Origin of the sequence: Micromonospora trifolii, assembly GCF_050516465.1 — a bacterium.
In the GTDB taxonomy this organism is placed as follows: Bacteria; Actinomycetota; Actinomycetes; order Mycobacteriales; family Micromonosporaceae; genus Micromonospora; species Micromonospora trifolii.
In genome coordinates, this window is record NZ_CP191526.1 from 3,049,471 (window position 1) to 3,074,517 (window position 25,047).

Annotated in this window: 24 protein-coding genes; 8 read left to right on the forward strand and 16 right to left on the reverse strand. The window is 70.8% G+C overall.

Translation table 11 applies throughout. The features are described from left to right. Positions 1-6: 6 nt before the first annotated feature. The 3 genes from ACQRWP_RS13985 (at position 7) to ACQRWP_RS13995 (ending at position 2,706) form a co-directional block, all read left to right on the forward strand. Positions 7-399 (forward strand): MerR family transcriptional regulator, encoded by a 393-nt coding sequence (locus tag ACQRWP_RS13985; RefSeq protein WP_430502660.1) that lies wholly within the window; start codon positions 7-9, stop codon positions 397-399. Then, a complete protein-coding gene (trxA, locus tag ACQRWP_RS13990) occupies positions 369-716 on the forward strand; it encodes a thioredoxin (protein WP_430502661.1) in 348 nt (115 codons plus the stop codon). The genes ACQRWP_RS13985 and trxA overlap by 31 nt, the downstream gene beginning before the upstream one ends. A gap of 97 nt (positions 717-813) precedes the next feature. Then, a complete protein-coding gene (locus ACQRWP_RS13995; protein ID WP_430502662.1) occupies positions 814-2,706 on the forward strand; it encodes an ABC transporter ATP-binding protein in 1,893 nt (630 codons plus the stop codon). Between the two features lie 103 nt (positions 2,707-2,809). Here the strand turns inward: ACQRWP_RS13995 and ACQRWP_RS14000 are convergent, their stop codons facing one another. From ACQRWP_RS14000 to ACQRWP_RS14015, 4 genes are all read right to left on the reverse strand, one after another. Further along, a complete protein-coding gene (locus ACQRWP_RS14000) occupies positions 2,810-3,361 on the reverse strand; it encodes a PepSY domain-containing protein (protein ID WP_430502663.1) in 552 nt (183 codons plus the stop codon). Between the two features lie 106 nt (positions 3,362-3,467). Then, on the reverse strand, positions 3,468-4,022 hold the full coding sequence (locus ACQRWP_RS14005) for a DUF5872 domain-containing protein (RefSeq protein ID WP_430502664.1): 555 nt from the start codon (positions 4,020-4,022) through the stop codon (positions 3,468-3,470). Positions 4,023-4,050: 28 nt separating this feature from the next. Continuing rightward, the gene (locus ACQRWP_RS14010; RefSeq protein WP_430502665.1) at positions 4,051-5,337 is read right to left on the reverse strand and encodes an ATP-binding protein; all 1,287 of its coding nucleotides are present in this window, start codon (positions 5,335-5,337) and stop codon (positions 4,051-4,053) included. Continuing rightward, complete coding sequence (locus ACQRWP_RS14015) at positions 5,334-6,029, reverse strand: response regulator transcription factor (RefSeq protein ID WP_430502666.1); 696 nt, start codon at positions 6,027-6,029, stop codon at positions 5,334-5,336. The genes ACQRWP_RS14010 and ACQRWP_RS14015 overlap by 4 nt, the downstream gene beginning before the upstream one ends. Before the next feature lie 102 nt (positions 6,030-6,131). Here ACQRWP_RS14015 and ACQRWP_RS14020 point away from each other — a divergent pair, with 102 nt between their 5' ends. Continuing rightward, complete coding sequence (locus tag ACQRWP_RS14020; RefSeq protein WP_430502667.1) at positions 6,132-6,590, forward strand: septum formation initiator; 459 nt, start codon at positions 6,132-6,134, stop codon at positions 6,588-6,590. A 37-nt stretch (positions 6,591-6,627) separates the two neighbouring features. Here ACQRWP_RS14020 and ACQRWP_RS14025 read toward each other — a convergent pair whose 3' ends face one another. After that, positions 6,628-7,080 (reverse strand): MarR family winged helix-turn-helix transcriptional regulator, encoded by a 453-nt coding sequence (locus ACQRWP_RS14025; RefSeq protein WP_430502668.1) that lies wholly within the window; start codon positions 7,078-7,080, stop codon positions 6,628-6,630. Positions 7,081-7,135: 55 nt separating this feature from the next. Here ACQRWP_RS14025 and ACQRWP_RS14030 point away from each other — a divergent pair, with 55 nt between their 5' ends. Then, on the forward strand, positions 7,136-7,492 hold the full coding sequence (locus ACQRWP_RS14030) for a hypothetical protein (protein ID WP_430502669.1): 357 nt from the start codon (positions 7,136-7,138) through the stop codon (positions 7,490-7,492). Between the two features lie 12 nt (positions 7,493-7,504). Here the strand turns inward: ACQRWP_RS14030 and ACQRWP_RS14035 are convergent, their stop codons facing one another. The 4 genes from ACQRWP_RS14035 to rpsD all read right to left on the reverse strand — a co-directional run bounded on the left by ACQRWP_RS14035 (position 7,505) and on the right by rpsD (position 13,841). Continuing rightward, complete coding sequence (locus ACQRWP_RS14035; RefSeq protein ID WP_430502670.1) at positions 7,505-8,581, reverse strand: hypothetical protein; 1,077 nt, start codon at positions 8,579-8,581, stop codon at positions 7,505-7,507. Next, positions 8,578-8,925, reverse strand: coding sequence for a PadR family transcriptional regulator (locus tag ACQRWP_RS14040; protein ID WP_430502671.1), 348 nt, complete (start codon positions 8,923-8,925; stop codon positions 8,578-8,580). The genes ACQRWP_RS14035 and ACQRWP_RS14040 overlap by 4 nt, the downstream gene beginning before the upstream one ends. A gap of 105 nt (positions 8,926-9,030) precedes the next feature. Beyond that, positions 9,031-12,978 carry a ThuA domain-containing protein gene (locus ACQRWP_RS14045; RefSeq protein ID WP_430502672.1) on the reverse strand — a complete coding sequence of 1,316 codons (3,948 nt, stop codon included), beginning with the start codon at positions 12,976-12,978 and terminating at the stop codon, positions 9,031-9,033. A 254-nt stretch (positions 12,979-13,232) separates the two neighbouring features. Then, entirely contained in the window at positions 13,233-13,841 is a 609-nt protein-coding gene (gene rpsD / locus ACQRWP_RS14050) for a 30S ribosomal protein S4 (protein ID WP_430502673.1), read from the reverse strand. Positions 13,842-13,886: 45 nt separating this feature from the next. Between rpsD and ACQRWP_RS14055 the strand changes: the two genes are divergently transcribed. Together ACQRWP_RS14055 and ACQRWP_RS14060 are read left to right on the forward strand one after the other, a co-directional pair. Then, the gene (locus tag ACQRWP_RS14055; protein WP_430502674.1) at positions 13,887-14,618 is read left to right on the forward strand and encodes a DUF2470 domain-containing protein; all 732 of its coding nucleotides are present in this window, start codon (positions 13,887-13,889) and stop codon (positions 14,616-14,618) included. Positions 14,619-14,753: 135 nt separating this feature from the next. Next, complete coding sequence (locus ACQRWP_RS14060) at positions 14,754-15,044, forward strand: DUF1540 domain-containing protein (protein WP_112678265.1); 291 nt, start codon at positions 14,754-14,756, stop codon at positions 15,042-15,044. 63 nt (positions 15,045-15,107) lie between these two features. On the opposite strand, the gene ACQRWP_RS14065 is transcribed toward ACQRWP_RS14060, so the two are convergent. The 7 genes from ACQRWP_RS14065 to ACQRWP_RS14095 form a co-directional block, all read right to left on the reverse strand. After that, the gene (locus tag ACQRWP_RS14065) at positions 15,108-15,881 is read right to left on the reverse strand and encodes an ABC transporter ATP-binding protein (protein ID WP_430502675.1); all 774 of its coding nucleotides are present in this window, start codon (positions 15,879-15,881) and stop codon (positions 15,108-15,110) included. Then, positions 15,878-16,957, reverse strand: a complete 1,080-nt coding sequence (locus tag ACQRWP_RS14070) for a FecCD family ABC transporter permease (RefSeq protein WP_430502676.1) — start codon at positions 16,955-16,957, stop codon at positions 15,878-15,880. The genes ACQRWP_RS14065 and ACQRWP_RS14070 overlap by 4 nt, the downstream gene beginning before the upstream one ends. 2 nt (positions 16,958-16,959) lie before the next feature. Then, on the reverse strand, positions 16,960-17,967 hold the full coding sequence (locus ACQRWP_RS14075; RefSeq protein ID WP_430502677.1) for a FecCD family ABC transporter permease: 1,008 nt from the start codon (positions 17,965-17,967) through the stop codon (positions 16,960-16,962). A 31-nt stretch (positions 17,968-17,998) separates the two neighbouring features. Next, a complete protein-coding gene (locus ACQRWP_RS14080) occupies positions 17,999-19,021 on the reverse strand; it encodes an ABC transporter substrate-binding protein (RefSeq protein WP_430502678.1) in 1,023 nt (340 codons plus the stop codon). A gap of 146 nt (positions 19,022-19,167) precedes the next feature. Then, positions 19,168-20,628, reverse strand: a complete 1,461-nt coding sequence (locus ACQRWP_RS14085) for a hypothetical protein (RefSeq protein WP_430502679.1) — start codon at positions 20,626-20,628, stop codon at positions 19,168-19,170. Then, entirely contained in the window at positions 20,625-22,481 is a 1,857-nt protein-coding gene (locus tag ACQRWP_RS14090) for a dynamin family protein (protein ID WP_430503200.1), read from the reverse strand. The genes ACQRWP_RS14085 and ACQRWP_RS14090 overlap by 4 nt, the downstream gene beginning before the upstream one ends. A gap of 115 nt (positions 22,482-22,596) precedes the next feature. Then, on the reverse strand, positions 22,597-23,484 hold the full coding sequence (locus ACQRWP_RS14095; RefSeq protein WP_238676810.1) for an IniB N-terminal domain-containing protein: 888 nt from the start codon (positions 23,482-23,484) through the stop codon (positions 22,597-22,599). A 301-nt stretch (positions 23,485-23,785) separates the two neighbouring features. Between ACQRWP_RS14095 and ACQRWP_RS14100 the strand changes: the two genes are divergently transcribed. Continuing rightward, positions 23,786-25,045 carry an Hsp70 family protein gene (locus tag ACQRWP_RS14100; RefSeq protein ID WP_430502680.1) on the forward strand — a complete coding sequence of 420 codons (1,260 nt, stop codon included), beginning with the start codon at positions 23,786-23,788 and terminating at the stop codon, positions 25,043-25,045. Positions 25,046-25,047 lie beyond the last annotated feature (2 nt).

Below are 25,047 nucleotides of genomic sequence, written 5' to 3' on the forward strand. Positions count from 1 at the left end.
GGTCTGATGCTGATCGGCGAGCTGGCGGAACGGGCCGGCACGAGCACCCGCACGCTGCGCTACTACGAAGCCCACGGGTTGGTACACCCGCAGCGCTCGGCGAACGGCTACCGCATCTACGACGAGGCGGAGCTGCGGGTCGTCCGGGAGATCCGGGCGCTGCTCGACGTCGGCTTCGGCCTCGAGGACGTCCGTCCGTTCGTCGCCTGTCTGCGAGCGGGCAACTCGTCCGGCGACGTCTGTCCGGCTTCCGTCCTGGTGCTGCGACGCAAGCTCGCCGAGGTCGACGACTACCTCGATCGGCTCGGAGCGGTCCGTCGGCAGTTGCACACCCAGCTCACCCACGCCATCGCGCACCGGGAGGAAACATGCCCCAGGAAACGAGCGTCAGCTCCCTGATCACCGTCACCGACGGCACGTTCGCCGAGCTGGTGCTGGCCAACGACCGCCCCGTCGTGGTCGACTTCTGGGCGGAGTGGTGCCCGCCGTGCAAGATGATCGAGAAGAGCCTCGTCGAGCTGGCACAGGAGTTCAGCGACCAAATGGTCATCGCCAAGCTCAACTCCGACGACAACCCGCAGGCCACGCGACGCTACGGGGTCATGTCCCTGCCGACGCTACTGGTGTTCCGTGGGGGCGAGGTCGTCGGCTCGGTCGTCGGGTCCAGACCGAAACTCCACCTGCGGCAGAGCCTGACCATGCACGCCGGCCTCTGACCGTCACCGCCGATCGGGCGCCGAACTGGAGCGCCCAGCGTGGCGACTTGACCTCAAGCTCGGGTGAGGTCCTAACCTCCGGTATCGGAGGTACGGAATGAGTATGGAAGTTACCGCGTGGATGTCCCTGCACCACGCGATGAACGCGCAGGATGAGCGGCCGCTGTCCCGCGCCACCTTGAAGCGGATCGCACAGTTCGCACGGCCGCACCGCGCCTTGATCATCAGGTTCCTGCTGTTGAGTGTGGTGACGGCGGTTCTCACGGTGGCGGCGCCCGTTCTCGCCGGTCGGGTCGTCGACGCGATCGTCGACGGCGCCGACAGCGGCGTGGTGATCCGGTTGGCCGTGCTGATCGCCGTGATCGCCCTCGCCGAAGCCGGGCTGGGTCTGGTGACGCGATTTCTCTCCGCCAGCATCGGTGAGGGGCTGATCGTCCAACTGCGGACGGCTGTCTTCGACCACGTTCAGCGCATGCCGGTGGCGTTCTTCACGCGGACCCGCACGGGTGCGCTGGTCAGCCGCCTGAACAACGACGTGATCGGCGCGCAGCGGGCCTTCAGCGACACCCTGTCGAGTGTGGTCGGCAACGCCGTCACGCTGATGCTGACGTTGGCCGTGATGCTCACCTTCTCCTGGCAGATCACGCTGCTGGCGCTGGTCCTGTTGCCGATCTTCGTTCTCCCGGCCCGCCGGATGGGTTCGAGGCTCGCTCAGTTGCAGCGTGAAGCGGCCGAGCACAACGCGGCCATGAGTACCCGGATGACGGAACGCTTCTCCGCACCCGGTGCCACGCTGGTCAAGCTGTACGGGCGGCCGGCCGAGGAGTCCGCCGAGTTCGCGGCGCGGGCACGTCGAGTCCGGGACATCGGCATCCGCGCCGCGATGCTCCAGTGGGTCTTCATCACCGCGCTCACCGTCGTTGGCTCGCTGGCGTTGGCCCTGGTCTACGGGCTCGGTGGTCTCTACGCCCTACGGGGCAGCCTCGACGCCGGGACGGTGGTCGCCCTCGCGCTGCTCCTGTCGCGGCTCTACGCACCGTTGACCTCGCTGGCCAGTGCTCGGGTCGAGGTGATGAGCGCGCTGGTGAGCTTCGAGCGGGTGTTCGAGGTCCTCGACCTCAAGCCGCTGATCCTCGACAGGTCGGACGCCCGGCCTCTTCCGGAAGGGCCGGTCGCTGTCGAGTTCGACGGGGTCCGGTTCGGCTACCCCTCAGCGGACAAGGTGTCGCTCGCGTCCCTCGAGGACGTGGCGAAGCTCGATACGCGCGGCGGCGAGGAAGTGCTGCACGGGGTGTCGTTCCGCGCCGAAGCGGGGCAGATGGTAGCGCTCGTCGGCTCCTCCGGGGCGGGCAAGTCGACGATCGCTCAGCTCGTGCCTCGCCTGTACGACGTCGAGGACGGCACGGTGAAGCTGGCCGACGTCGACGTACGTGAGCTGTCGGCCGAGTCGATCCGGACGGCGTTGGGCGTGGTGACCCAGGACGGGCACCTTTTCCACGAGAGCATCCGCGCCAACCTGGCGTTCGCCCAGCCGGACGCGACCGAGGACGAGATGTGGGATGTGCTCCGGCGAGCCCGCCTCGACGACCTGATCCGCTCACTGCCCGATGGGCTGGACACCGTCGTCGGCGAGCGCGGATACCGCCTGTCCGGCGGGGAACGGCAACGGCTCACCATCGCGCGACTGCTGCTGGCTCGGCCGCGCGTGGTCATCCTCGACGAAGCCACAGCGCATCTCGACTCCACCTCGGAGGCGGCGGTCCAGGACGCCCTCGCCGAGGCGCTGACCGGCCGGACGAGCGTGGTTATCGCGCACCGGCTCTCCACCATCCGGGCGGCCGACCAGATCCTCGTCGTGGAGGCGGGACGCATCGTCGAACGCGGGCGACACAGTGACCTGCTCGCGGCTGGTGGCCGCTACCACGAGTTGTACCGCACCCAGTTCGCCCAGGACCAGCCGACGGTCCAGGAGCAACGCGTCGCCATATAACGCACGCGGTGGTCGGTCCGCCCGCGAAGGACGGTCGACCACCGCGTCACAACGCGCCGCCGCCCACCCCGATGGAATCACCCGGGGTGGTCGGCGACGGCGGTCAGTCGTTGTCGTTGTCGTCGTCGTCCTTGTCGTCGTCGTCCTTGTCGTCGTCGTCCTTGTCGTCGGCGTCGTCGTCGGCGTCGTCGTCGTCGTCGTCGTCGTCGACCGGCTCCTGGTCGGCCTTGACCACCGAGCCGTTGTCCCGGTCGACGTCCACCTCGTGCTCGGTGTCGCCCGCGACGATCTCGACGCTCCACACCGGCCGGCCGTTCTCCTGCTCGGCTTCGACCTCGACGATCTGACCGCCACCGGCCTTGGCGAGCGCGATCTCACCGGCGCGCTTCTCGTCGACCGCGCTGCCCGCGGGCGCGCTGCCGGTCGACGGCGTACCGGACGGCGTGCCGCTCGACGGCGTACCCGACGGGGTGCCGGCCGACGGCGAACCGGTGATTGCCGGCGCGTCGGTGGCCGTCGGTGCGACGGTTGCCGCGGCGAGTGCCGTGCCGCCGGTCCGCGAGTCGTTCGCGGCGTTGACGCCGAGCGCGACCCCGGCCACCGCCAGCACCGCCGACCCGCCGACCGACGCCAGCAGCAGATTGGTGCGCTTCATCGTGGTGTCCACCTTTCCTCGGTTGTCGATTCCGAGGATCGGCCAGATCGGGATAGCACCGCGCTGTCCGGAGGCTAAGGGCGGGTTAAGACGGTCGGGGGCTGGGTCAGCCGCGCCGGTTGAGCTCCGCTTCCAGCCGCTGGACTAGGGTCTTGCGGTCCTTGCTGGCACGCTCGTTACGCAGGGCGGTCTTGAGCTGTCGCGTGTCGAGGCCACGGACCAGCTTGGCCGCCTCCGCGACCGACATCTCCGTCATCCGTCCGGCCGTGGTGGCGTCCCGACGCGCCCGTTTGGCCGGCCCGGTGTTGGCGACGTACTGCTTGCCGGATCGGGACGCTTCGCGCTTCTTCGTATCGGTCGCGCGTTTCTGGCTCTCCGACATCTCCTCCCAGGCCTTCTTGGGCAGGTAACGACTCGTCGTGGCGCCCTTGCGCGCACGGGTGTCGCCCTCCTTCGTCTGCCATTTCTCGTTGCCCCAGCGCTGGAGAGACTTCTGCCGCTCGTCCTTTTCGCCCAGGAATCCGCCACCGCGCTTCTTGTACTCCTGAGTGACCAGCTGTGACTTGCGCGCCGACCACTGCCCGGGCCGGCCGCCCTTGTCGGAAGCCTTGATCTCTTCCTTGATCTGCTCTCTGAGCTCGGGTTTCGTATACCGTGCCATGACTGGCAGCTACCCGGCACCGCAGCGGCTATGCGTCCTGCGGTGACGTCGGAGGCCCGAGCCGGAGCAGCACCTCCGCACCGCCTCCCGGGCCGGCCCGCAACTCCAGTCGACCGCCGGCGGCCTGCGCGGCACGCCGGGCGATGTCCAGGCCGAGGCCGGTGGAACCGGCCGCGCTGGCGCCCCGCCGGATCGCCCCGGCGGGCATTCCCGGCCCCTCGTCGGCGACCGTGAGGACCACCTCGCCCGCCTCCCGGGCGAGCCGGACGGCGAACGGCGTCCCGTCGGGGGTGTGCGCGAAGACGTTGCCGAGCAGGGCGTCCACGGCCGCCGTCAGGTTGTCGGCGGCGACACCGACCGGAAGGGGGCCGGGCGTCAGGTCGAGGGTGACGACCCGGCCGGTGTCCTCCGCCAGCACCGACCAGAACGCGACCCGGTCGGAGACTATCGCCGCCGCATCCGAGGAGGTCGGCTGCGCCGGTGCGTGCCGCCACCGGGCCTGCCGGATCAACCCGGTCACCGCGCGTTCGAGCCCGTCGGCGGCGGCGGTGATCCGGGCGGCGTCGTCCGGGTCACGCAACGACTCCGCTTCCAACCGCAACGCGGTCAGCGGCGTACGCAGCTGGTGGGACAGGTCGGCGACCTGTTCGCGCTCCTGCACCAGGAGCACCTGGATCCGGGTGGCGAGATGGTTGAGCGCGCCGGCCACCTCGCGCAGTTCGGGCGGGCCGGCCGGCGTGACCCGGGCGTCCAACTCGGCGTTGGCCAGCCGGTGTGAGACGGCCGAGAGGTCGCTGATCGGCCGGACCAGGGTGCGTGCCAGCCGGTCGGCGACCAGCAGCCCGATCAGCACGAGGATCACGCCGAGCAGCGCCAGTACCAGCCAGGCCCGGGTGACCCCGGCGGTCAGCTCGTGCTGCGGCACCGCGATCCGGATCACCCCGGTGCCGTCTGATCGACCCTGCACGGCGATGACCACCTCCCGGCCGGCCGCCGACTCACCGGTGAGGCTCTGTCCGCGCGCGGCGAGGGCCACCGCGGGCGTACGCGGTGTCTGGGCGCCGAGCACCGTGCCGTCCGGCAGGAAGACGCTCACCGGTCGACCGGACTCCGCGGCGAGTTGCTCGACGGTGAGCCGGATGGTCGCCGCGTCGGCGGTGCCGACAACCGGGACCAGGCTCTGCGCGTCGGCGGTGGCCCGAACTGTGGCCCGGTCCTCGGCGACAGTGCGGACCAGCAGCGCCAACGGCACCAGGAACGCGATGAGGGTGAGGACGCTGACCGCGGCGACCAGCAGCGCAAGACGCGCCCTCACGACTGCGCCGCCGGGGCTTCGAGACGCACCCCGACACCCCGCACGGTGTGCAGGTAGCGGGGCTGTTGGGCGTTCTCCCCCAACTTGCGACGCAACCAGGACAGGTGCACGTCGACGGTCTTGTCGGCACCGCCGTAGGGGATCTGCCACACCTCCGTGAGCAGCTCACGTTTGGTGACCACCTGACCCGGTCGGCCGGCGAGGTGGTGCAGCAGATCGAACTCGCGGGGTGTCAGCTCGACCGCGACCCCGTCGAGGGTCACCTGCCGGGCCCGGGGGTCGACGCGGAGCCCGCCGACGACGAGCGCCGGGTCCTGCTCGTCGGCGCCGGAGGGGCCCCGCCGCAGCACCGCCCGGACGCGGGCGTCGAGCTGCGCCGCGGTGAACGGTTTGACCACGTAGTCGTCGGCGCCCGCGTCGAGCACCCGGACGATCTCGGTCTCTTCGTCGCGCGCCGTGGCCACGATGACCGGCACCGAGCTGACCGCGCGCAGCATCCGCAGCAGCTCGCGGCCGTCCAGGTCGGGCAGGCCCAGGTCGAGCACGACGAGGTCGGGTCGGTCCTCCAGCGCGTCGCGGAGCCCGGCCATCGCGGTCGAGGCCGCCGCCACCGCGTGGCCGCGTTCGCGCAGGGCCCGGATCAGCGGGGTACGGATCGTGAGGTCGTCCTCGATGAGCAACAGGCGGGCCACAGCTGGCAGGCTAACCGCTGCCGCCGGCAGTGCGGCGCACGTTAACCACGCCTTAGCGTTCGGATGTGCCAACGACAAGGACGGATCGGGGATAGTCAGGGGATGGGCCGTCGTTCGATCCTCGTCGCCACCGGGTGGGTGGCCACCGCCGCCATCGCCACCCTGATCGGCCTGGGCGCGATCCGGTTGGTGGGCGAGAGCCTCACCGGCACCCCGGGCGGGGTGCGCAGCGAGGCCGAGATCGAGCGGGCGCTCGCCGCACCGGAGCCGGCGCCCACCGGCACCACCACCTCGGCCGCGCCGGGCACGACAGGCCCCGCACAGGGCGCCAGCTCCGGGGCCCGCCGGGGGTTCGCCACCGACGGCGGCACGGCCGTCGCCGAGTGCGGCGTTGGCGGCGTACGCCTCGTCTCCTGGGCGCCCGCGCAGGGTTACCGGGTCCGCGACGTGGACCGGGGCCCGGACGACGATGTCGAGGTCACGTTCCAGGGGGCGGCCCGGGAGTACGAGTTGAAGCTGCGCTGCATCGGCTCGGAGCCGGTGGCCGTCGCCGACGACTGACGATCCGGGATCAAGTGCGGTGAGTGTCGCGGTGGGTTCACCGGCTCTGTAGAGCGTCCACCAACCTCCGGAGTGTCGCGCGAGCATTTTCAAGATCGCTAAGGCTGAGACCGGCTCGGTCCACGGCGTCCCGGCGGTCAGCGTCCGAGCGTTCCAGTAGACCGGTGAGCGTGACGAGACCCGCTTCCGTGAGAGTCACGAGTGGCGCGCGGCGGTGATCGGGATTGTCGTGCAACTCCACCATCCCGGCTCGGGCCAGGTCGTCGACCACTCGCTGCACGCTCTGTCGAGCGAGGCCAAGTCTGCGCGCCGCGCTCGCGACGGTGCGGGAGCCGTCGGAGAGCACGCTCATCACGTGCCATCGGGCGGCAGTTTGTCCCTCTCCTCGGGCGAGCTCCTCACTTGAGCGCCGAGATTCGCCTGCCAGCTCGTACACGTCTGCCATCAGCAGCCGATAGGCGTCGACCCGGTCCTGCTTCCGTTCCGTCATCGGCAGCACGTTACCGCACATTGACAGCCTAATACCAAAATGACAGCATGCTGTCATGATTCTCCGACTGTGGAGCGGGTGGACGGAGCCCACTCTCGCTGACGCCTACGAACGGTTGTTGACGCAGGACATCGCGCCCGCGATCCTTGCCCGGGGCGTGGACGGGCTACAGGAGCTTCGGGTTCTGCGTCGTTCCCCGCAGGAGCTGGATCCCGCCAAGGGCAGCGAATTTCTCACCGCTATGACATTCACCGACTTCGCCGCGGTGTCGGCCTTCACCGGCGGCGATCCGTCAACCTCCGTTGTCCCGCCCGCTGCCCGTGCTCTGCTCCGGCGCTTCGATCGGCAGTCCCGGCACTATCTCAGCCGAGCGGTGTTCCGGGACGGTCACGGGAGACCCACGGTCGGGTGAGCAGTCCGCGCTTCACTGACCCATTGGCTGCTCGCGGTCTGCGTTCCGGCCGAGGGCAACCATGCGCAGGGTCTCCTCTCGACGCCGCACGAGCAGCGCCCCAGCCAGGAAGGTCACCGGCGCGACCAGCACCAGCATCGCCCACTGCGTTGGCACCAGGGGGATGGTGTGTCCCATGTGCATGGTCGAGGTGGCCCAACCGGCGAGGGCGCTGTCGATCAGGAGGTCGAGGGCTGCCACCGGCAGGAGCATGACGACGATCCGTCGGCGCACCTCCGGAGTGAGCGTGGCAACCGTGATCACCATGGCCGACGCGGCGACCGCCAGGCCCGCGACGTAGAGCCAGAGAACCAGCCCACTGCTCGCCTCAAGGCCATAGAAGACCTGGAAGGACACCTCACCGACGAAGTCGAACGTGGGACTGGTCACCCGGTTCGTCACCAGGAGCGCGACCATCGCGGCCGGCGCGAGCACCAGCGCCAGCAGTCGGCGTACGCCCAGCAGCGCGATCGCCCGGCGACGCGGCGCCGGCACTGTGAGCGCGGCGGCAGCCACCACGGCGAGGGCGAACTGCGGCAACGTGTCCACCACGTACGTCGGGTTCTCATTCGTCTGCGGGGCGACGAGCGCACCCCAGCCGAGCACGCCAGCCCAGGCCAGAGCGGCGGCGAGCCAACGCCACCCGAGCAGCACCGCAGCGCAGACGCCCGCCCAGCCGGCGACGCGCAGCCAGTCGACGAGATCCGGGCCGCTCGGCGCGAACCCTGGTGGCAGGCTCGGCGCACGGACGAGCTGGTCGAGCAGCGCCCTGCTGGCGAGGGCCAGTAGGACGGCCGCGACCAGCAGGCCGGTCACCGTTGCCGCGTCCGCCCAGCTCGGCTCGGTGAACCCCCGTGCGCCCACCCGAAGCCGCGCCCGCAACCCGGCGCCGACCAGATTCCGCACGTCGGCGGCGCCGGGTCGCCGCTGGCCCGGCCGCGCGCCGGCGAGGAGCACGGCCAGCATCTCGTCCTCGTACACCCGACGGTGTTCCCACGGATAGACGGCCAGCAGCCGTCGGTAGCGGCGTTCCAGACCGTCGCTGCTCACGCCGCACCCCCGTCGGTCAGTAGGCCGCTGCGGCGCAGCCGCACCCGAGCGGCGTCCGCGTTGTGTCGCAGGCGGGACGCCTCTTCGGTGAGCCGCCGCGCGCCCAGGGCGGTGAGGCGGTAGTAGCGGCGCAGCCGGGACTGCACCACCTCTTCGCGCTCGACCTCGATGAGACCGTCGGCGCGGAGCCGGTCGAGGACGGCGTAGAGGGTGCCGGCGCGCAGGCGCACCCGGCCGTCGGAGATGCGCAGCACGTCCTCGATGACGGCGTACCCATGCATGGGCGCCTCCGCCAGCGCGGTGAGCACCAGGAACGTCGGTTCCCGCAGCGGAGCCTCAGTCATGCCAGGAAGCATATACCGACAGACGGTATATGCAAGGACAGCGGGAGCACAGCGACGGACGTGGCCGGCACGGATCACCGTGCCGGCCACGTCGTCGGTGGTGGTTCAGCTGGAGTACGCCTCCAACTCCCAGAGCGAGTGGCCATACCCGGTGCCCCGGGCCGTGCCGTAGATCCGCAGGTAGCGGCCGTTGGCACCGAGGGCGGTGTGCTCGTCCACGCCACCGTCGGCCCCGGTCACCGTCTTCACTGTGGTCCAGGTGGTGCCGTCACTTGAGGTCTGGATCTGGTACGCGCTGCTGTAAGCCGCCTCCCAGCTCAGCTTGACCCGGCCGATCGCGGTGGCGCTGCCGAGGTCCACCCGAATCCACTGCGGGTCGGAGAACGTGCTCGACCAGCGGGTGGTGAGGCTGCCGTCGACCGCCTGGGCGCCGGACACGTCGGCCCCCTCGTTGCTGGACGTCGACGTGGGCTTGTTCAGCAGCAGGTTGCCGCCGGTCGGGCTTCCGGTGCCGCCGTACACCTCGAACTCGAACAGCGAGTAGCCCCAGGCGGTTCCCCGGGTGGTGCCGAGCAGTCGGATGTACCGGCCGGACCCGCTGAGCCCGGTCAGGTCGTCCACCCCGCCGTCGCCACCGGTCACCGTACGGATCGTGGTGAAGTTGACCCCGTCCGGCGAGGTCTGGATCTGGTATCCGCTGCCGTACGCCGCCTCCCAGGTCAGCTTGACCCGGTTGATGGCGTACGTGGCGCCGAGGTCCACGTCGATCCACTGTGGGTCACCGAAGGCGCTGCCCCACCGGGTACCGGCCACGCCGTCGAACGCGTTGGCCGCGCCGAACCCGCCCTCGAAGCTGGACGCGCGCGCCGGCTTGCCCCGGGCCAGGTTGGCACCCGGCTCGGGATCCGGGTCCGGGTCCGGGTCGGGATCCGGCCCGGGACCACCGGGGCTGGTGGAGAGGGTGAACTCGTCGATGTCGAAGTACGGGCCGGTGCCCTTGAAGACCAGGAACAGGGTTCGGGTGCCGGTCGGGGCGGTGACCCCACCGGTGACAGTGGCGAAGTTGGCGTACCCGCCGGTGGGCACGACGGTGGCCGAACCGACCAGTTGCCCGGTTGGCGAGTCGACCCGCAACTCCAACGTGCCGCCACCGCCGGCCGGGGCGCCGACCCGGGCACTGAACGACTGGACGCCGGTCAGGTTGTACGGGCGGAACGAGATCCAGTCGTTGTTGTCGACGTAGCCGACCGCCGCGCCGCCGTGCCCCGCCGCCCCGGCGACGATCTGGATGCCGGACGAGTCACCGAAGTGCTCGGCCTGGCGTACCCGAGGTTGCAGCACCGCCTGGGTGTGCGTGGTCAGCGCCGGCTGGCCGCCCCCACCCAGGTCGGTGTACTCGGCGTCGATGATGCCGAAGATGTTCGCCGCCGTGTCGTGCTCGCCGTCGGCCGAGGTCTGGATGACCCCCGTGCAGCCCTGCACGCTGCCGAGCTGGTGGCCGTGCGAGTCGTGGCCGAGGACGTAGTTCACCTTGACCCGGGCGCAGTTGATCGCGCCGTCCTGGGCGTCGGTGACGGTGACGGAGAACGGCACCGCGTCCCCGAAGTTGAAGGTCTGCCCGTTCAACGGGGTGTTGACGGTGACCACCGGGGCGCTGTTGCCGACCGTGACGACCACGCTCGCGGTGGCCGTCTTGCCGGTGGTGTCCCGGACCGTCAGCGTCGGGCTGCGGGTCCCGTTGGTGGTGTACGTGAAGCTCGGGTTCGCCGCTGTCGAGTCGGTGGTGCCGTTGTTGTCGAAGTCCCAGGCGTAGGTGAACGGGTCGCCGTCCGGGTCGAGGGTGCCGGCCGAGGAGAAGGCCACCGTCAGCGGCGCGGTGCCACTGGTCGGGGTGGCGGAGACCTTGGCGACGGGTGCTCGGCCCTCGCGGGCGTACTCGATGCGGTAGAGCGCCGAGTTGGCGTCGCCGTTGAACCAGCCGGTGCCGTAGTCGAGCACGTAGAGCGCGCCGTCCGGGCCGAACTCCATGTCCATGACCTGGGTGCCGGTCCACGGGAATGGGTTGATCTTCAGTGGTTGGCCGGACGCGTCGAGCTTGATGTTCTTGATCCAGCGGCGACCGAACTCACCGGCGAAGTAGGTCCCGTCGTAGTACTCGGGGAACGCCACGGGCGAGGTGTTGTTCGGGTCGTACCGGTAGACCGGCCCGCCCATCGGCGAGAGGCCACCGCCGGTGAACTCCGGCGGCGAGCCGGAGCCGCCGTACGGCAACCAGGCCGAGATGGCCGGCGGCAGCTGGGTGATGCCGGTGTTGTTGGGCGAGTTGTTCACCGGCCCACCCGCGCAGTTGAACTTCGCCCCGGACGGCCCGGACGGGAAGGTGTAGTCGTTGTAGGCGTCGTTGCGGGCGGTGCAGTACGGCCAGCCGTAGAAGCCGGGCCGGTCGATGCGGGCGAACTCGACGTTGCCCGCCGGCCCCCGGTTCGGGTCGGCGGTGCCCGCATCGGGGCCGTAGTCACCGAGGTAGACGATGCCGGTGGCCTTGTCCACGCTCATCCGGAACGGGTTGCGGAACCCCATCGCGTAGACCTCCGGGCGGGTCCGCGCGGTGCCCGGGGCGAACATGTTGCCGGCCGGGATGGTGTAGCCGCCGGCCGCGCTGGGCTTGATCCGGAGGACCTTGCCGCGCAGGTCGTTGCTGTTCGCCGAGGTGCGCTGCGCGTCGAAGGCCGGGTTACGCCCGGCCCGCTCGTCGATCGGGGTGAAGCCGGCCGAGTCGAACGGGTTGGTGTCGTCACCGGTGGACAGGTAGAGGTTGCCGGCCGCGTCGAAGTCCATGTCACCGCCGACGTGGCAGCACATGCCCCGGCTGGTCGGCACGTTGAGGATCAACGTCTCACTGGCCAGGTTGATGGTGTTGTCCGCGTTCACTGTGAACCGGGCCAGCCGGTTGACGCCCTCCCAGACGGCGAATTCGGCCGGGGTGCCGGTGGCCGGCGCACCGCCGCCGGGGGTGCTCAGTGGTGGGGCGAAGTACGCGTACACCCAGCGGTTGGTGGCGAAGTTCGGGTCGGCCTTGATGCCCTGCAAACCCTCCTCGTCGCCGGTGTAGACCGGCAGGGTGGCGGCGATCTTGGTGTTGCCGGCCGCGTCGGTGTGCCGGATCACGCCGTTGCGGGAGGTGTGCAGCACGCCCCGGTCCGGTAGGACGGTGAGGCTCATCGGCTCACCGGTCTCGGCCGCACCCTTGGCCAGCTCCACCTGCTGGAAGCTGCTGGTGACGGTGGGGCCACAGTCGGCGTCGACCGCGCCGGCGGCCGTCCGGATGCCGCCGAGCAGGTGCTGACGGAAGTTCGCCTCGGTGTACGACGCGTCGGTGTGCCCCAGGCCGGTGTACCAGGCTCGGCCGCCGGAGTAGTTCTGGCACCAGGAGATCGGGTGGTCGGCGCCCATGCTCCCCCCGGTGTAGGTGCTCTCGTCCAGGGTGGCGAGCACGTGCGCGTTGCCGCGGGGGTTGGTGCGGTAGTTGTACAGCTCGTCGAACCGGCTCCACCGCTGCGGGAGCGTCGCGGTGGACGGGTGCACCTGGTCGGCGACCTTCACTGTGACGTTCTGCTCGGCCGGGTGCGAGGCGAAGTACGCCCCGACCAGTCCCCCGTACCAGGGCCAGTCGTACTCGGTGTCCGAGGCGGAGTGCACGCCCACGTACCCACCGCCGCCGGTGATGTAGCGCTCGAACGCGGCCTGCTGGGCGGCGTTGAGCACGTCGCCGGTGGTGGAGAGCCAGATCACCGCGGCGAACCGGTCCAGGTTGGCGCCGGTGAACTGCGCGGCGTCCTCGGTGGCCTCGACGGTGAAGCCGTTTGCCGCACCGAGCTGCTGGATCGCGGCGATGCCCGGGGTGATGGATCCGTGCCGGAACCCGGCGGTCTTGCTGAAGACCAGCACGGTGAACGGTGCGGCGCTGGCCGTGGGTGGCGAGGCGACGATGCCGCCCGCCACGAGGATCGCGCTCAGCGCGAGGCCGAGCCACGATCTCAGGGATCTGCGCACAGTGGGGTCCTTTCGCGGTGCGAGGGACGGCGTGCGCCGATCACGCCTGGCGGTGGTGGGACGAGACATGTAAATGCATCGTTGCGTCCGGATCACGGGCGCGTCAAGCACTCTCCCACCATCCGTGAGAGCGTTATCTCCGCAGGTCAACGGCGACCGTGCGGAGTGAGATCGGATAACGGTTTTCGGGCCACGATCCACCTGCGGAGGGCCCCGGCGCAGGTGCCTGCACTCGGGGCCCTTCCAACCGTCGGTCAGCGTGAGTAGTACTCGACGACGAGTTGCTCGTCGCAGACCACCGGGACCTCCGAGCGGAGCGGGAGCCGGATCAGCCGAGCGGTCAGGCCGGGCAGGCTGACCTCAAGGTAGGGGGCGAGACGTTCCGGGGCGTGCGCCCCGGCCGCCGCGACGACGAACGGCGCCTTGCCCCGACTGCGCTCCGCCACCTCGATGACGTCACCGGGTTGCAGCCGCGCGGACGGCCGGTCCACGCGACGGCCGTTCACCGTGACGTGCTGATGCGTGACGACCTGGCGGGCCTGGTAGATGGTGCGGGCGAAACCCGCTCGCAGTACCAGCGCGTCCAGCCGACTCTCCAGCTCGACGATCAGCTCCTCACCGGTCTTGCCGGGCCGACGTACGGCCCGGTCGAACGCGCGCCGGAGCTGCCCCTCGTGCAGGTCGTACTGCGCCTTGAGCCGCTGCTTCTCCAGCAGCCGGACCTTGTAGTCGCTGGTGGTGCGTCGGGCCCGGCCGTGCTGCCCCGGCGGGAACGGGCGGCGTTCGAAGTAGCGCACGCACTTCGGGGTCAACGCGATGCCGAGGGCACGGGAGCGCTTGACCTTGGGACGGGTCTGATTCATCAGTCACCTCTCAAGTAAGGTAAGGCTAACCTAACCTAGTAGGAGATGATCGCCTTGAGCAAGCCCTCGACCAGCACGGCGGACTCCACGGACGACGCGGGTGTCCGAATCCGATCGATGATCGTCGCCGCCGACTCCCTCACCCTGCACATCCCGGGCGTCGAGGCGTACGTCGTCGGACGGCACGTCGTGACGAGCGACGGTCGGCTGCGGGTCGACCTACCGGCCGGCTGCCACCTGGCCGAACACCTCGCGCACCAGCGGGAGACCGTCGCGATGGTCGAGGTGACCGACCTGGCGCCCACCCCGGTACGCGACCGGGTGCGCGGGCGCGCCACGCTCACCGGTTGGTTGGTGACCGAGACCGACACGACCGGGATCGATCAGGAGCTGGTGACGGTCCTCGACCTCGCCACCGCTGAACTGACCGTCGACGGTCGCATCACCTGCGTCGACGCGGACGACTTCGCGGCCGCCCAACCCGACCCGCTGGCCGCCGTCGAGGCCGATCTGTTGTGCCACCTCGACCACCACCACCCACGCACCGTCGAGGGGTTGAGCCGGCTGATACCCGCCCGCCACCTTCAGGGTGTTCGCCAGGTCCGGCCGGTACGCCTGGACCGCCACGGTGTCGTACTCCGGTTGGAGCTGAGCACTGGTGACCGGGACGTCCGGCTGAACTTCCGGACGCCACTGCGGCATCCGGCCGAACTCGGCGCGCAGATCGAGGCACTGCTTCGGCACTCGGGCGGCTGCCGAGCCCGACACGCCCGCTGACGACCGCCGCCCTCGCCCGCGGTTAGGCAAGGCTGGCCTACGCAAATACCCCTAAAAGGGGCGGCTGATAGGGAGTTGTCCCGTCGAGGCCGGGTATGAAGGTGACCCGGCACCACCGACGGAAGCGAGATCGCCATGACCGACATGCTGGAGATGCCGCGGGTACACGAGTGCACTGTCACCGACTGCGGCTACAACCACGACGGCTGCCACGCGTTCGCCATCACCATCGGGCAACAGAACGCCAGCTGCGCCACGTTCATCGACACCTCGGCGAAGGGCGGGCTGGACCGCGTCATCGCCCAGGTCGGCGCCTGCAAGCGGGACGACTGCCAGCACAACGCCGAGCTGGAGTGCCACGCGCCGTCCATCCGGGTGGGTCCGGGTCAGGACATCGCGGACTGTCAGACGTACGAGCCGCGCTGATACCGGCGCGACGCGGATGAGGGACGGCCGTGGCGGCCGTCCCTCATCCGCGTCAGAGGCCGGCTACGCGGGGACGACCATCGGCGTGCCGGCGATCGGGTCGGGTACGACGAGGCAGCTGAGACCGAATACCTGCTCGACGAGGTCGCCGGTGACCACGTCCACCGGCGCTCCCTCGGCGACGATCGCACCGCCGGACATCGCGATGAGGTGGTCGCAGTAGCGGCAGGCGAGGTTGAGATCGTGCATGACGATGACGATGGTCTTGCCCGACTCCGCGTTCAGTTTCCGCAGCAGCCGCAGCAACTCGACCTGGTGGTTGATGTCCAGGTAGGTGGTGGGTTCGTCGAGCAGCAGCAGGTCGGTGTCCTGGGCCAGGGCCATGGCGACCCAGACCCGCTGGCGTTGGCCACCGGACAGCTCCCGGATCGGACGGTCGATCAGATCCGCGGTGCCGGTGGCGTCGAGGGCCCGGGCGACGGCGTCGTGGTCGTCGTTGCTCCACCGTCGAAACCACCCCTGGTGGGGGTAGCGACCACGGGCGACGAGGTCGGCGACGGTGATGCCGTCGGGCGCGACGGGAGTCTGCGGGAGCAGCCCGAGCACCTTTGCCACGTCGACGTTGCGCAGGTCGGCGAGGGGCTTGTCGTCGAGAAGAACGGCGCCGTCGCGCGGTGTCAGCAGTCGGGCCAGGCCGCGGAGCAGGGTGGACTTGCCGCAGGCGTTGGCGCCGACGATCGCGGTGACCTTGCCGTCGAGCACGGCGACGTCGAGGTGGTCGACGATGGTCCGGTCGTCGTAGCCGAGGGTGAGGCCCTCGGCGCGTAGTCGGGTCATCCACCCGCTCCTTGTCGATTGGTGGTGGCCAGCAGCCACAGCAGGTAGGGCGCGCCGACCGCACCCGTCACCACGCCGGTGGGCAACGGTGTGGGCAGCAGGTGCACGGCGACGAGGTCGGCGGTGAGCAGCAGCGCGGCACCGACCAGGGCGGCGGGCAGGACGCCCTGGGCCGCGGGGCCGAGGAGCCGGTTGGCGATCGGCCCGGCCACCAGGGCGACGAAGGCGATCGGGCCCGCCACCGACACCGCCAGGGCCACCAGCACGACGGCGGTGCCGAGCAGCCCGGCCCGGCTGAGCTCGGCCCGGACGCCCAGCATCCGGGCGGCGTCGTCACCGAGCGCGAGGGCGCTCAGTGGCCGTTGCAGCAACGTGGCGACCGGCAGCAGGACGACCAGGGCGCCGGTGAGCACCCACAGCTCCGTGGTGCTGGCCTGCCCGACCGACCCGATCAACCAGTGCATGGCCTGGCGGGCCTCGAAGAGCTGCGCCCGGCTGAGCACGTAGCCGATCAGGCCCTCGAAGAAGACCGCCACCCCGATGCCGATGAGGATGAAGCGGTAGCCGCTGACGCCGTCGCGCCAGGCCAGCAGGTACATCGCCAGGGCGGCGGCGACCGCGCCACCGAGGGCGAGACCGCTGACGACGAGCCCACCGGCCTGCAGGAGCACGATCCCGGTGACGGCAGCCAGCCCTGCCCCCGAGGTGATCCCGATGAAGTCCGGGGACGCGAGGGGGTTGCGCAGCAACTGTTGGAAGATCGTGCCGGACGCGCCGAGGGCGAGCCCGACAGTCAGGGCGGCGGCCGCGGTCGGCAGCCGCAGGCCACGGACGACGAAGTCGACGCTGGGATTGTCGGACAGGTGCAGGACCGAGGCGATGACCTCGCCCGCGCCGATGCGGAAGCTGCCCACCATCATGGTGAGTACGAACAGGGCGGTGACCGTCGCGGCCAGGGCGCAGGTCACCACGACGGACCGGCCGGCTCGACGCCTGCGGTTGGCGCGCAGCGCCGCTGCCGTACCGGACGGAGCAGAGCGGCGCTCGCTCGTTGTCGTTGTCGTTGTCGTCACCATGCTCACACCTCCGACAGCCGGCCGTAGCGCACGATCGCGATGAACGCGGGCGCGCCGATCAGCCCGAGGATCACGCCGACCTGAACCTCGTCGGGCGCGGCGGCCACCCGGCCGAGCACGTCGGCGAGGAGCAGGACGATGGGTGCCAGCAGCATCGAGTACGGCAGGATCCAGCGGTAGTCGGGGCCGCAGATGAACCGTGCCAGGTGCGGTACGACGAGCCCGACGAAGACGATCGGTCCACAGGCCGCGGTGGCGGCGCCGGCGAGGATCGCGACCACGGCGAAGGCGGCCGCGCGGGTACGGGTCACGTTCTGGCCGAGGCCACGCGCGACGTCCTCGCCGAGCGCGAGACCGTTGATGGCCCGACCGAAGCCCAGCGACGCGGCGAGGCCGATCAGCAGGAACGGCGCGACCCCGGTCAGGATCGGGGTGTACCGGCCGGCGAGTGAACCCACCTGCCAGAACCGCAGCTCGTTGAGGGCGTCCACGTTCGTCATCACGATCCCGCTGGTCACCGAGGTCAGGCCGGCGGTGACCGCCGCGCCCGCCAGGGCCAGCTTCACCGGGGTGGCGCCCTCCCGGCCGAGCGAGGCGATCGCGTACACCAGGGCCAGCGCCGCGATCGCGCCCGCGAAGGCGAACCAGACGTAGACACCGACGCCGCGCACACCGAGCACGGTGATGGCGAAGACCACGAATGCGGCGGCGCCGGAGTTGATGCCCAGGATCCCCGCGTCCGCCAGCGGGTTGCGGGTGACGCCCTGAAGGATCGCCCCGGCCACCCCGAGCGCCGCGCCGACCAGGATGCCGAGCAGAGTGCGGGGTACGCGCATCTCCAGCGTGACGGTGCTGCTGATCGGCCCGTCGCTGTCGAGGCTGAACAGGGCGTGCAGCACCTCGGAGAGCCCGATCGAACGCGAGCCCATGGTCACGCTCAGGAAGCCGACGAGGGCGAGGACCGCGCAGAGGACGGCGAGCCCCGGCCCGAGGGCAGAGGCTCGCCGCACGCCTCCCGTCGAGGTGCGCGTCCCGATCTGGTTAGTTGCCGACATTCGGATCAGCGGCCTTGACCGCCTGGGTCAGCTTGTCCAGCTCGGTCGCGAAGTCCCCGTAGGTGTGCAGCCAGAACGCCGGCCAGGAGACGGTGGCACCGACCTTGGCCGCCTTGATCTTGGACCAGGTCGGCTGCTTCGTGCTCCACTCGGCGTTGGCGGTCGGCGTGAAGGATCGGCCATCCCACAGGATCAGGTCCGGCTGGTACTTGTCGGCGTTTTCCCAGCTGAGGTTCTCCCAGTACGGGAAGGCCGGGTCCGGGCTGGCCGGGTTGATCACCTTCAGACCCCAGCTCTGCAGGTCCAGCAGCTCGGGCGCGTACTCGGGGTTCGCGACGTAGACCTTCTCGGTCGAGGGCGACATCGCCGCGACAGTCAGGTCCGGCTTGGCCGAGGTGGCCGCCTTGAACGCGGTCACCGCGTCCTCGAAGCGCTTCTTGTTCGCCGCGATCTGCGGGCTGGCCACGTCGGCGCCGAGGCTCTCGGCGAGATCCTCGTACCCCTCGGCCAGCGCGACGATCGACTTGCCCTGCGTGACGCCGACGATGGGGGCCAGCTCGGCGAGCTTCTTGCTCTTCTCGTCGACGCCCTCCTCCATGCCGCTGTGCGCCTTCTCGGCCGGCCACCAGTCGCCGACGATCAGGTCGGGACGCAGGGCCGCGGCCTTCTCCACGTCGATCTTGCCCCACTCCTCGCCGAGGATCTCGATCCCGGTGAGGTCGAGGCTCTTCAGGTTGGGGTCGGTCTTGACCGACTCGTCGGCGTAGACGCCGACCGGCTTGATGCCGAAGGACATGAGCGCTGCGGCCTCGCCTGCGTGCGCGATGATCCGCGTCGGTGTCTTGTCCGCCTTGACGACCTTGCCCGAGCCGTCGTTGAAAGACCAGGGCCCGGAAGCGGTGGCAGCGGCGGCGGTGTCACCGTTGGCCGTGTCGTTGCCACAACCGGTGAGCCCGCCGAGCACGGCGCTCAGCGCCGCGACGGCCAGAACCGGACGCCATGAGTGCATGGTGAAGTTCCCGATCTTTCGAAGAGAAGCGAGCCATCCGGCCCGAAAGTTAGGTTAGGCTAACCAACACTTCCGGTTTTGGCGAATGCCGGGTGCCTCCCACCTCGAAAGACGGCCACCACCGCCGCGAAACCGCGATCGGACGCTCAGCGCCCGCCCGCGGCCAGCTCGGCGATCATCCCCTCGCAACTGCGGACGACGACCTGAGCGCCGCGCCGCTGCGCCAGCGGGAGCAGCGGATCCTCCGCCCGGTCCCGCCACCGCCACTGCGCGTCGGAGGCGACCTCCCAGAGCTGCCGCACGTCGGCCTCATGCTCGACGCCGAGCCGTGCCGCGAGGCCCACCCCGTCGCCGCCAACCAGCCGCTGCGCCTCGGCGGCCAGCTCCGCGTCGAACCCCAGCCGGGTGTTCCGCAACGCCACCAGCAGGCGCAGCTCCCGGAACTCGTGCGCGCCGGCGAGGATCTGCTCCACCGCGCCGACCAGCTCGGCGGAGCCCCGGGTGGGCTCGGCCCGCAGCAGCGCCTCCACCGCGGCCAACGCGGAGCGCGCCTTCAGCGCGTCCCGGCGATCGATGAAACACCGCGTCACCGACTCGCGCAGCTCGGTAAGACCGCTACGCCGAATCAACTCGGCGGAGAGCTTCACCCGGCTGTCGAATCCGCTGCGCACCAGCGTGGCCGCCAGCCGGACACCGAAGACCCCGAACCGGCCCAGCAACGCGGCGCGCACCTCGGTGTCCAGCCGTACCGGCAGCTCGCCACGGAGGAAGCGGTCGGCGGAGATGAGGTGGGCGTCCAGCTCCGCCCGGGGCACCTGGGCCAGGGTCGCGAGCGCGGCGAAATCCGACTCACCGAGCATCCGGCCGGCCAGGCCGATCATGCCGCTGCACGCCACGACGTTGACGCTGAGCGCGTTCACCCTCGGATCGCGGTAGTGCCGGCGAGCGAGCTGGCGGGCCGTGAGCAGACCGTCGATCCGACCGCCACCGGTCTCGTCGGCGCGGGACAACACCATGATCACGTTGACCGGAGCGGACTGCCCGACAGCACTGTCCCTTGCGGACTCCAGCACCCGCAGATCGCTGTCGCGACCGTCGCGGGTCAGGTACAACACCGCGTCCGAGTCGCGCAGCACCCGCTCCAACACCGGCGCCCGGCCCTGCTCGGCGCCGCCGGTGACCGCCGGGGTGTCGATCAGCGTGATCTGCCGCAGCGCCCGCGTCGGCCACCGCACCACGATGTCCCGCACCTCCCCCGCACCCCAGCCCAGATCCACCCGCAGCCCGGTCGCCGACTTCACCACTGCCAACTCCTGCGGTGGCTGCCCGACCGGGTAGGCGGTGGCGCGCGGCGCGGCCCCGTCCTCGTACCAGGTGAAGGCCCTGTCCGCCCGCTCGACCGGCGCGACCTCCTCGCCCATCAACGCGTTGAGCACCGTCGACTTGCCCGATCGCCACGGGCCGACGATGGCGATCCGCAGCGGCTGCTCCAACCGGGCCACCTGTTGCCGAAGCTCAGTGACGGCCCGGGGATTGTCCTGATACAGCTCGATGGCCTGGTGCAGCAACCCCCACGCCGCCTCGTCCAGGCGCACCCCCACCGTCATGCCTGCGGCTCCAGCAGCAGCGGGGCGGAGCGGGCGCCGGTCAACTGCTGGGCCTGCTCGTACACCGCCGCCAGCCGGGTCATCTTCAACCTGATCTCGCGCTGCCGCTGCTCGCGCAGGGAGGCATCGGTGTCGGCCTCCTGCTTCGCGCTGCGGAACGACTGCACGATGGCCTCCTGGAGCTCCTCGGTCAGCCCCGTGAAGTGGTCCCGCAGCATCCGCTGCACCTGCCGGGCGGCGTCGCGGCAGTCTCGGATGATCCGGACGAAGAAGTCGTCGACATGCCGCTGGATGGCCGTCTTGACCGTCGCCTGGCGGCGACGGAGCAACTGCTTGCTCTCGTCGCGGATGCTCTTGCCGCCGAAGAGCGCCCCGATGCCGACCGAGACCGGATTGATCATCGGCATGCCGGCCAGGGTGGTCGCCAGACCGAACATCAGCATGCCGCCGTACGAGCCCTTCATCCCGGTGAACAACTTCTGGCCGGTGGTGAACCGGTCGATCGTCGGCCGTTGCAGCTCGGGCAGTCGCTCGCCGATGTCGTCCGGCATCGTCATCGACCAGGGCGGCAGCACGTCGTAGCCGTACCGGTCGAAGTTGGCGGCCACCCGCCGGGCGATCCAGTCACAGCGCTGGATCAGCCACTCGTGGTTCGCCTCCGCCGCCTCCACCAGGCTCCGCTCCAGCCAGTCCTGGAAGGTGTCCCAGGCGACCAACGGATCGGCGGTGTCGAAGGCCTCGTCCACCGCGCGCAGGATCTGCCGGGTCCGGTCGCGCAGGTCGTACTCGAGGTCGGCGAGCAGGTCGGTGATCTCGTCGGTCAGCGTGTTCTGCCACCGGGTGGAACACCGGCGCAGCTCGTCGACCTCGCGCTGCGCCGCGTGCAGCCGGGAGATCGGCCCGGACTGCTCCTCTTCCTCCTGGGTCGCCAACTCGGCGCGCAGCGGCGCGGCCAACTGCTCCACCACCGTCCGGGCCACCGTCTGCACCGCCGCCCGGGCCAGGTGGTCGGCCTTGCCGGACAGGTCGCGTTGCAGGCGGGCGATCAGCGCGGGGAAACCCGACTCGGCGTTGAGCCCGCGGTCGTCGGCCGCGGCGGCGCGCAGTCGCAGCGCCGCCGAGACCGGGATCAGCGTCGCCGGAATCCCCGCCTCGGCCAGGTGCTGCCGGTTGCGCTCGGCGACCGTACGCCAGTCCGCCACCAGATCGGTCTTGCTCTGCACCACCACCACGTTCGGATGTGAACGCATGATGTGCAGCAGCATGTTCAGCTCGGCGACCGACAACTCCCGAGTGGAGTCGGAGACCAGCAGCACGGTGTCCGCGCGGGCGGGCGCGGCGACCGAAGTGGCGGCGCCGATGCCGGCGACCTCGTCGGTGCCAGGAGTGTCCACCAGCACCAGGCCGGCACCGAGCAGGGCACGGGGCAGTCCGATCTCGACGTACGCCGGGCCGCCGCCTGGCCGACGCCCGACCAGGCCAGCCACGCCCGCCGCGACCTGGTTGAGCGCCACCGGGGTCCGCTCGACGGTCACCGCGGCCGCGGCGCCGGTGGGATGCCCCGGCGCTGGTGGCGGCGCCTGCGCCACCGCCGCGGTGGGGGCCTCGGCGTGCTGCACCACGGTCGGCAGGACTGTCGTCCGACCGTCGCCGACCGGGCAGGCCGGAGCGTTGATGATCGCGTTGATCAGCTGACTCTTGCCCTGGTTCGGCTCACCGATGACCAGGACACGCAGCGTCGGGTCCAGCAGTTGCGCGCGCTTCTGCCGCACCGTCTGGAGTAGGTCACCGCGACCGTGTGCAGTGCACGTGCGGGCGATCTCGTCCAGCACGTCCAACCAGATCCCGGCCATCACCGCACCAAGTGTGCGGATTTCGGCTTAATTATCAAGAGGGACCGGATGTGGAACCGGGAAGGGCCGGATCGCCCGAGGCGATCCGGCCCTCCGCTCCGACCGGAAATCCGGGTCAGAGCAGACCGCCGGTGATACCCAGCAGCCCGTGATCGGACGAGGCGTGCGAGTCGCCGCCGAGCACACCATCGGTGACCCCACCGGTCACGTCACCGACCGTGTCGGTGACACCGGGGAGGAGGCTGTCCACCTGGTGCGTCACGCCGCCCACCGTCGACGGCACGTCGAGCGGCGGGACCATGCCGCCGACGACACCGTCGCCGTGCCCGAGGCCCAGCCCGCCGAGGGTGTCGTCGACACCGAGGGAGCTGACGACCCCGCCGAGCTGACCGTGGGTGCCGGAGAGGACACCACCGGTCAGGTCGCCGCCGATCAGATTCGGGTCAGTTGCGCCGAGCAGACCGCTCGGGTCGCCGACGGTGCCGGTGACGTCCCCGAGCACCGGGTCCGCGATGGCGTCCACCGGCTGCACCACGTCGGCGTCGAGGGTGTGCGCCACGTCGGAGACACCGGCCAGGTCGGTGTCGAGGCCGTACGGGCCGACACCCAGACCGATGCCCGGCAGCACGGTGACCCCGGCGGCGGCGGTCGACGGGTCGACAGCGATGGCGCCGAGCACGCCGGCCTTGACGTCCACGCCACTGGGCGAGCTGGTGACGCTGATCTGCTGCGCCACGCTCTGCAACTGACCCACCACGTCGGTGGTGTCGGTGAGCAGCGGGTCCAGCCCGAGCTGCCCGACCGGAGAGGCCAACGGCGCGAGGCCCGCACCCGGCGCGTAGTCGACGACCAGCGGTACGACGTCCTGCACGTCCGCAGCGGTGATGTCGGTGAGCCCGGCGCCCCGCAACGCACCCTCGGGGTCGAGGTCGAAGGCCGACCGCGCGTCCGGGTTCGTCAGTAGGTCGAGCACGAAGTCGTGGAGCGTCTGCTGCGAGTCCATGTGCCGGTTCTCCTCGGATGTGGCTTTGGCGGGGTGTCGTACGTCGACAGTGACGACGTTATTGCCGGGGCCCGCCCCCGGGCATCGGGGCTGAGCCCGCATCCGGGCCGGTTGAACTAGGGGCTCCCCCACCTCGTACGTTAGGGGGACAGGGGGAAACCGTCCCGGCGAGATTAGGGTCCCGACCAGGGACTGATCTCTGGTACGAACGTAGGAGCCCGCGGGGTTCGCCGGGGGTGGGTCGTCGGGCAGCCGACGCCATCGCCACCGACCGGCCGACTCACGGGGAGAGACAGAGACGATGCCGTACGTCCTGGGGATAGACATCGGAAGCAGCAACACAGCCGCCGCCGTCGCACGGCGACGCGGCGCGACCTGGACCCGTCCCGAGGCCGTCCCACTGAGCGCCGGCTCACCCCTCATGCCCTCGGTGCTCTGCCTGGCCGAGGACGGTTCGCTGCGCGTCGGCGAGCCCGTGACCGACGACGGCAGCCGCACCACCCGGGACTTCGTCCACCGGATCGGCGACGACGTGCCGGTGCTGCTCGGCGGCGAGCCGTGCGCGCCGCAGACGCTGACCGCCGAGCTGGCAGCCTGGGTGGTGGAGCGGGTCCAAGCCCTGGAGGGCGGGGCGGCCGAGGCGATAGTGCTCAGCCACCCGGCGGGGTGGCGCCCCTACCGGCGGGAGGTGCTGCACCGGGCACTGTCGAACCTCGGCCTACGGCACGTGACGTTGCTGCCCCGCACGGTCACCGTCGCCGAGAGCCACGCCGCTCGCGGGTTCGCGGGCAGCACGGCCGTGGTCTACGCCCTGGGGGGCAACAGCTTCGAGGCGGCCCTGGTGCGCCGCACCCCGCGCGGCACGTACGAGACGTTCGGCACCCCGCAGGGTCTCGACTCGATCGGTGGCGCCGACTTCGACGAGGCGCTGGCCGAGCATGCTCGTACCGTGCTGGCCCGGGAGTTGGCCGCGACCGGACGTCGCGGGGCCCAGGCCGCGCTGCGCGGGCTGCGCGCGGAGTGTGACCGGGTCAAGCGGGTGCTGACCGTCGACCTCACGGCCGACGTGGTGCTGACCCTGCCGAGCGGCCCGGCACGGGTGCCGGTGACCCGGGCACAGTTCGAGGCCATGATCCGCCCGACGGTGCAGGCCACCGTCGACCTCCTGCTCCGGGCCGTGCGTAGTGCCGACCTGACTCCGGCGCAGCTCGACGGCGTCCTGCTGGCCGGCGGCTCCACCCGGGTGCCGCTCGTGACCGAGCTGATCGGCGCGGCCCTCCCGGTGCCCGTCGAGGTGGAGCCGGACGCACAGTTGACCGCCGCCACCGGGGCGGCGATGGCCGCCTGTCAGATGGTGTCACCACGCCCTCGCCAGCCGCCGCCGGCCCGCGTTCCGGCCCCGGTCAGCGGCGCCGGGCGGGCCACCCTCCCGGCAGCACGCCGCCCCCATCACACCGTTCCGGGCGATCCGCCACCGCGGCCCCCGGTCCGGGTCCTCCCACTGGAACTGCCGAAGCCGTCCCGCCTGGCGCTGGCCCGCGGCCGAGGACGCGAAGGATGACC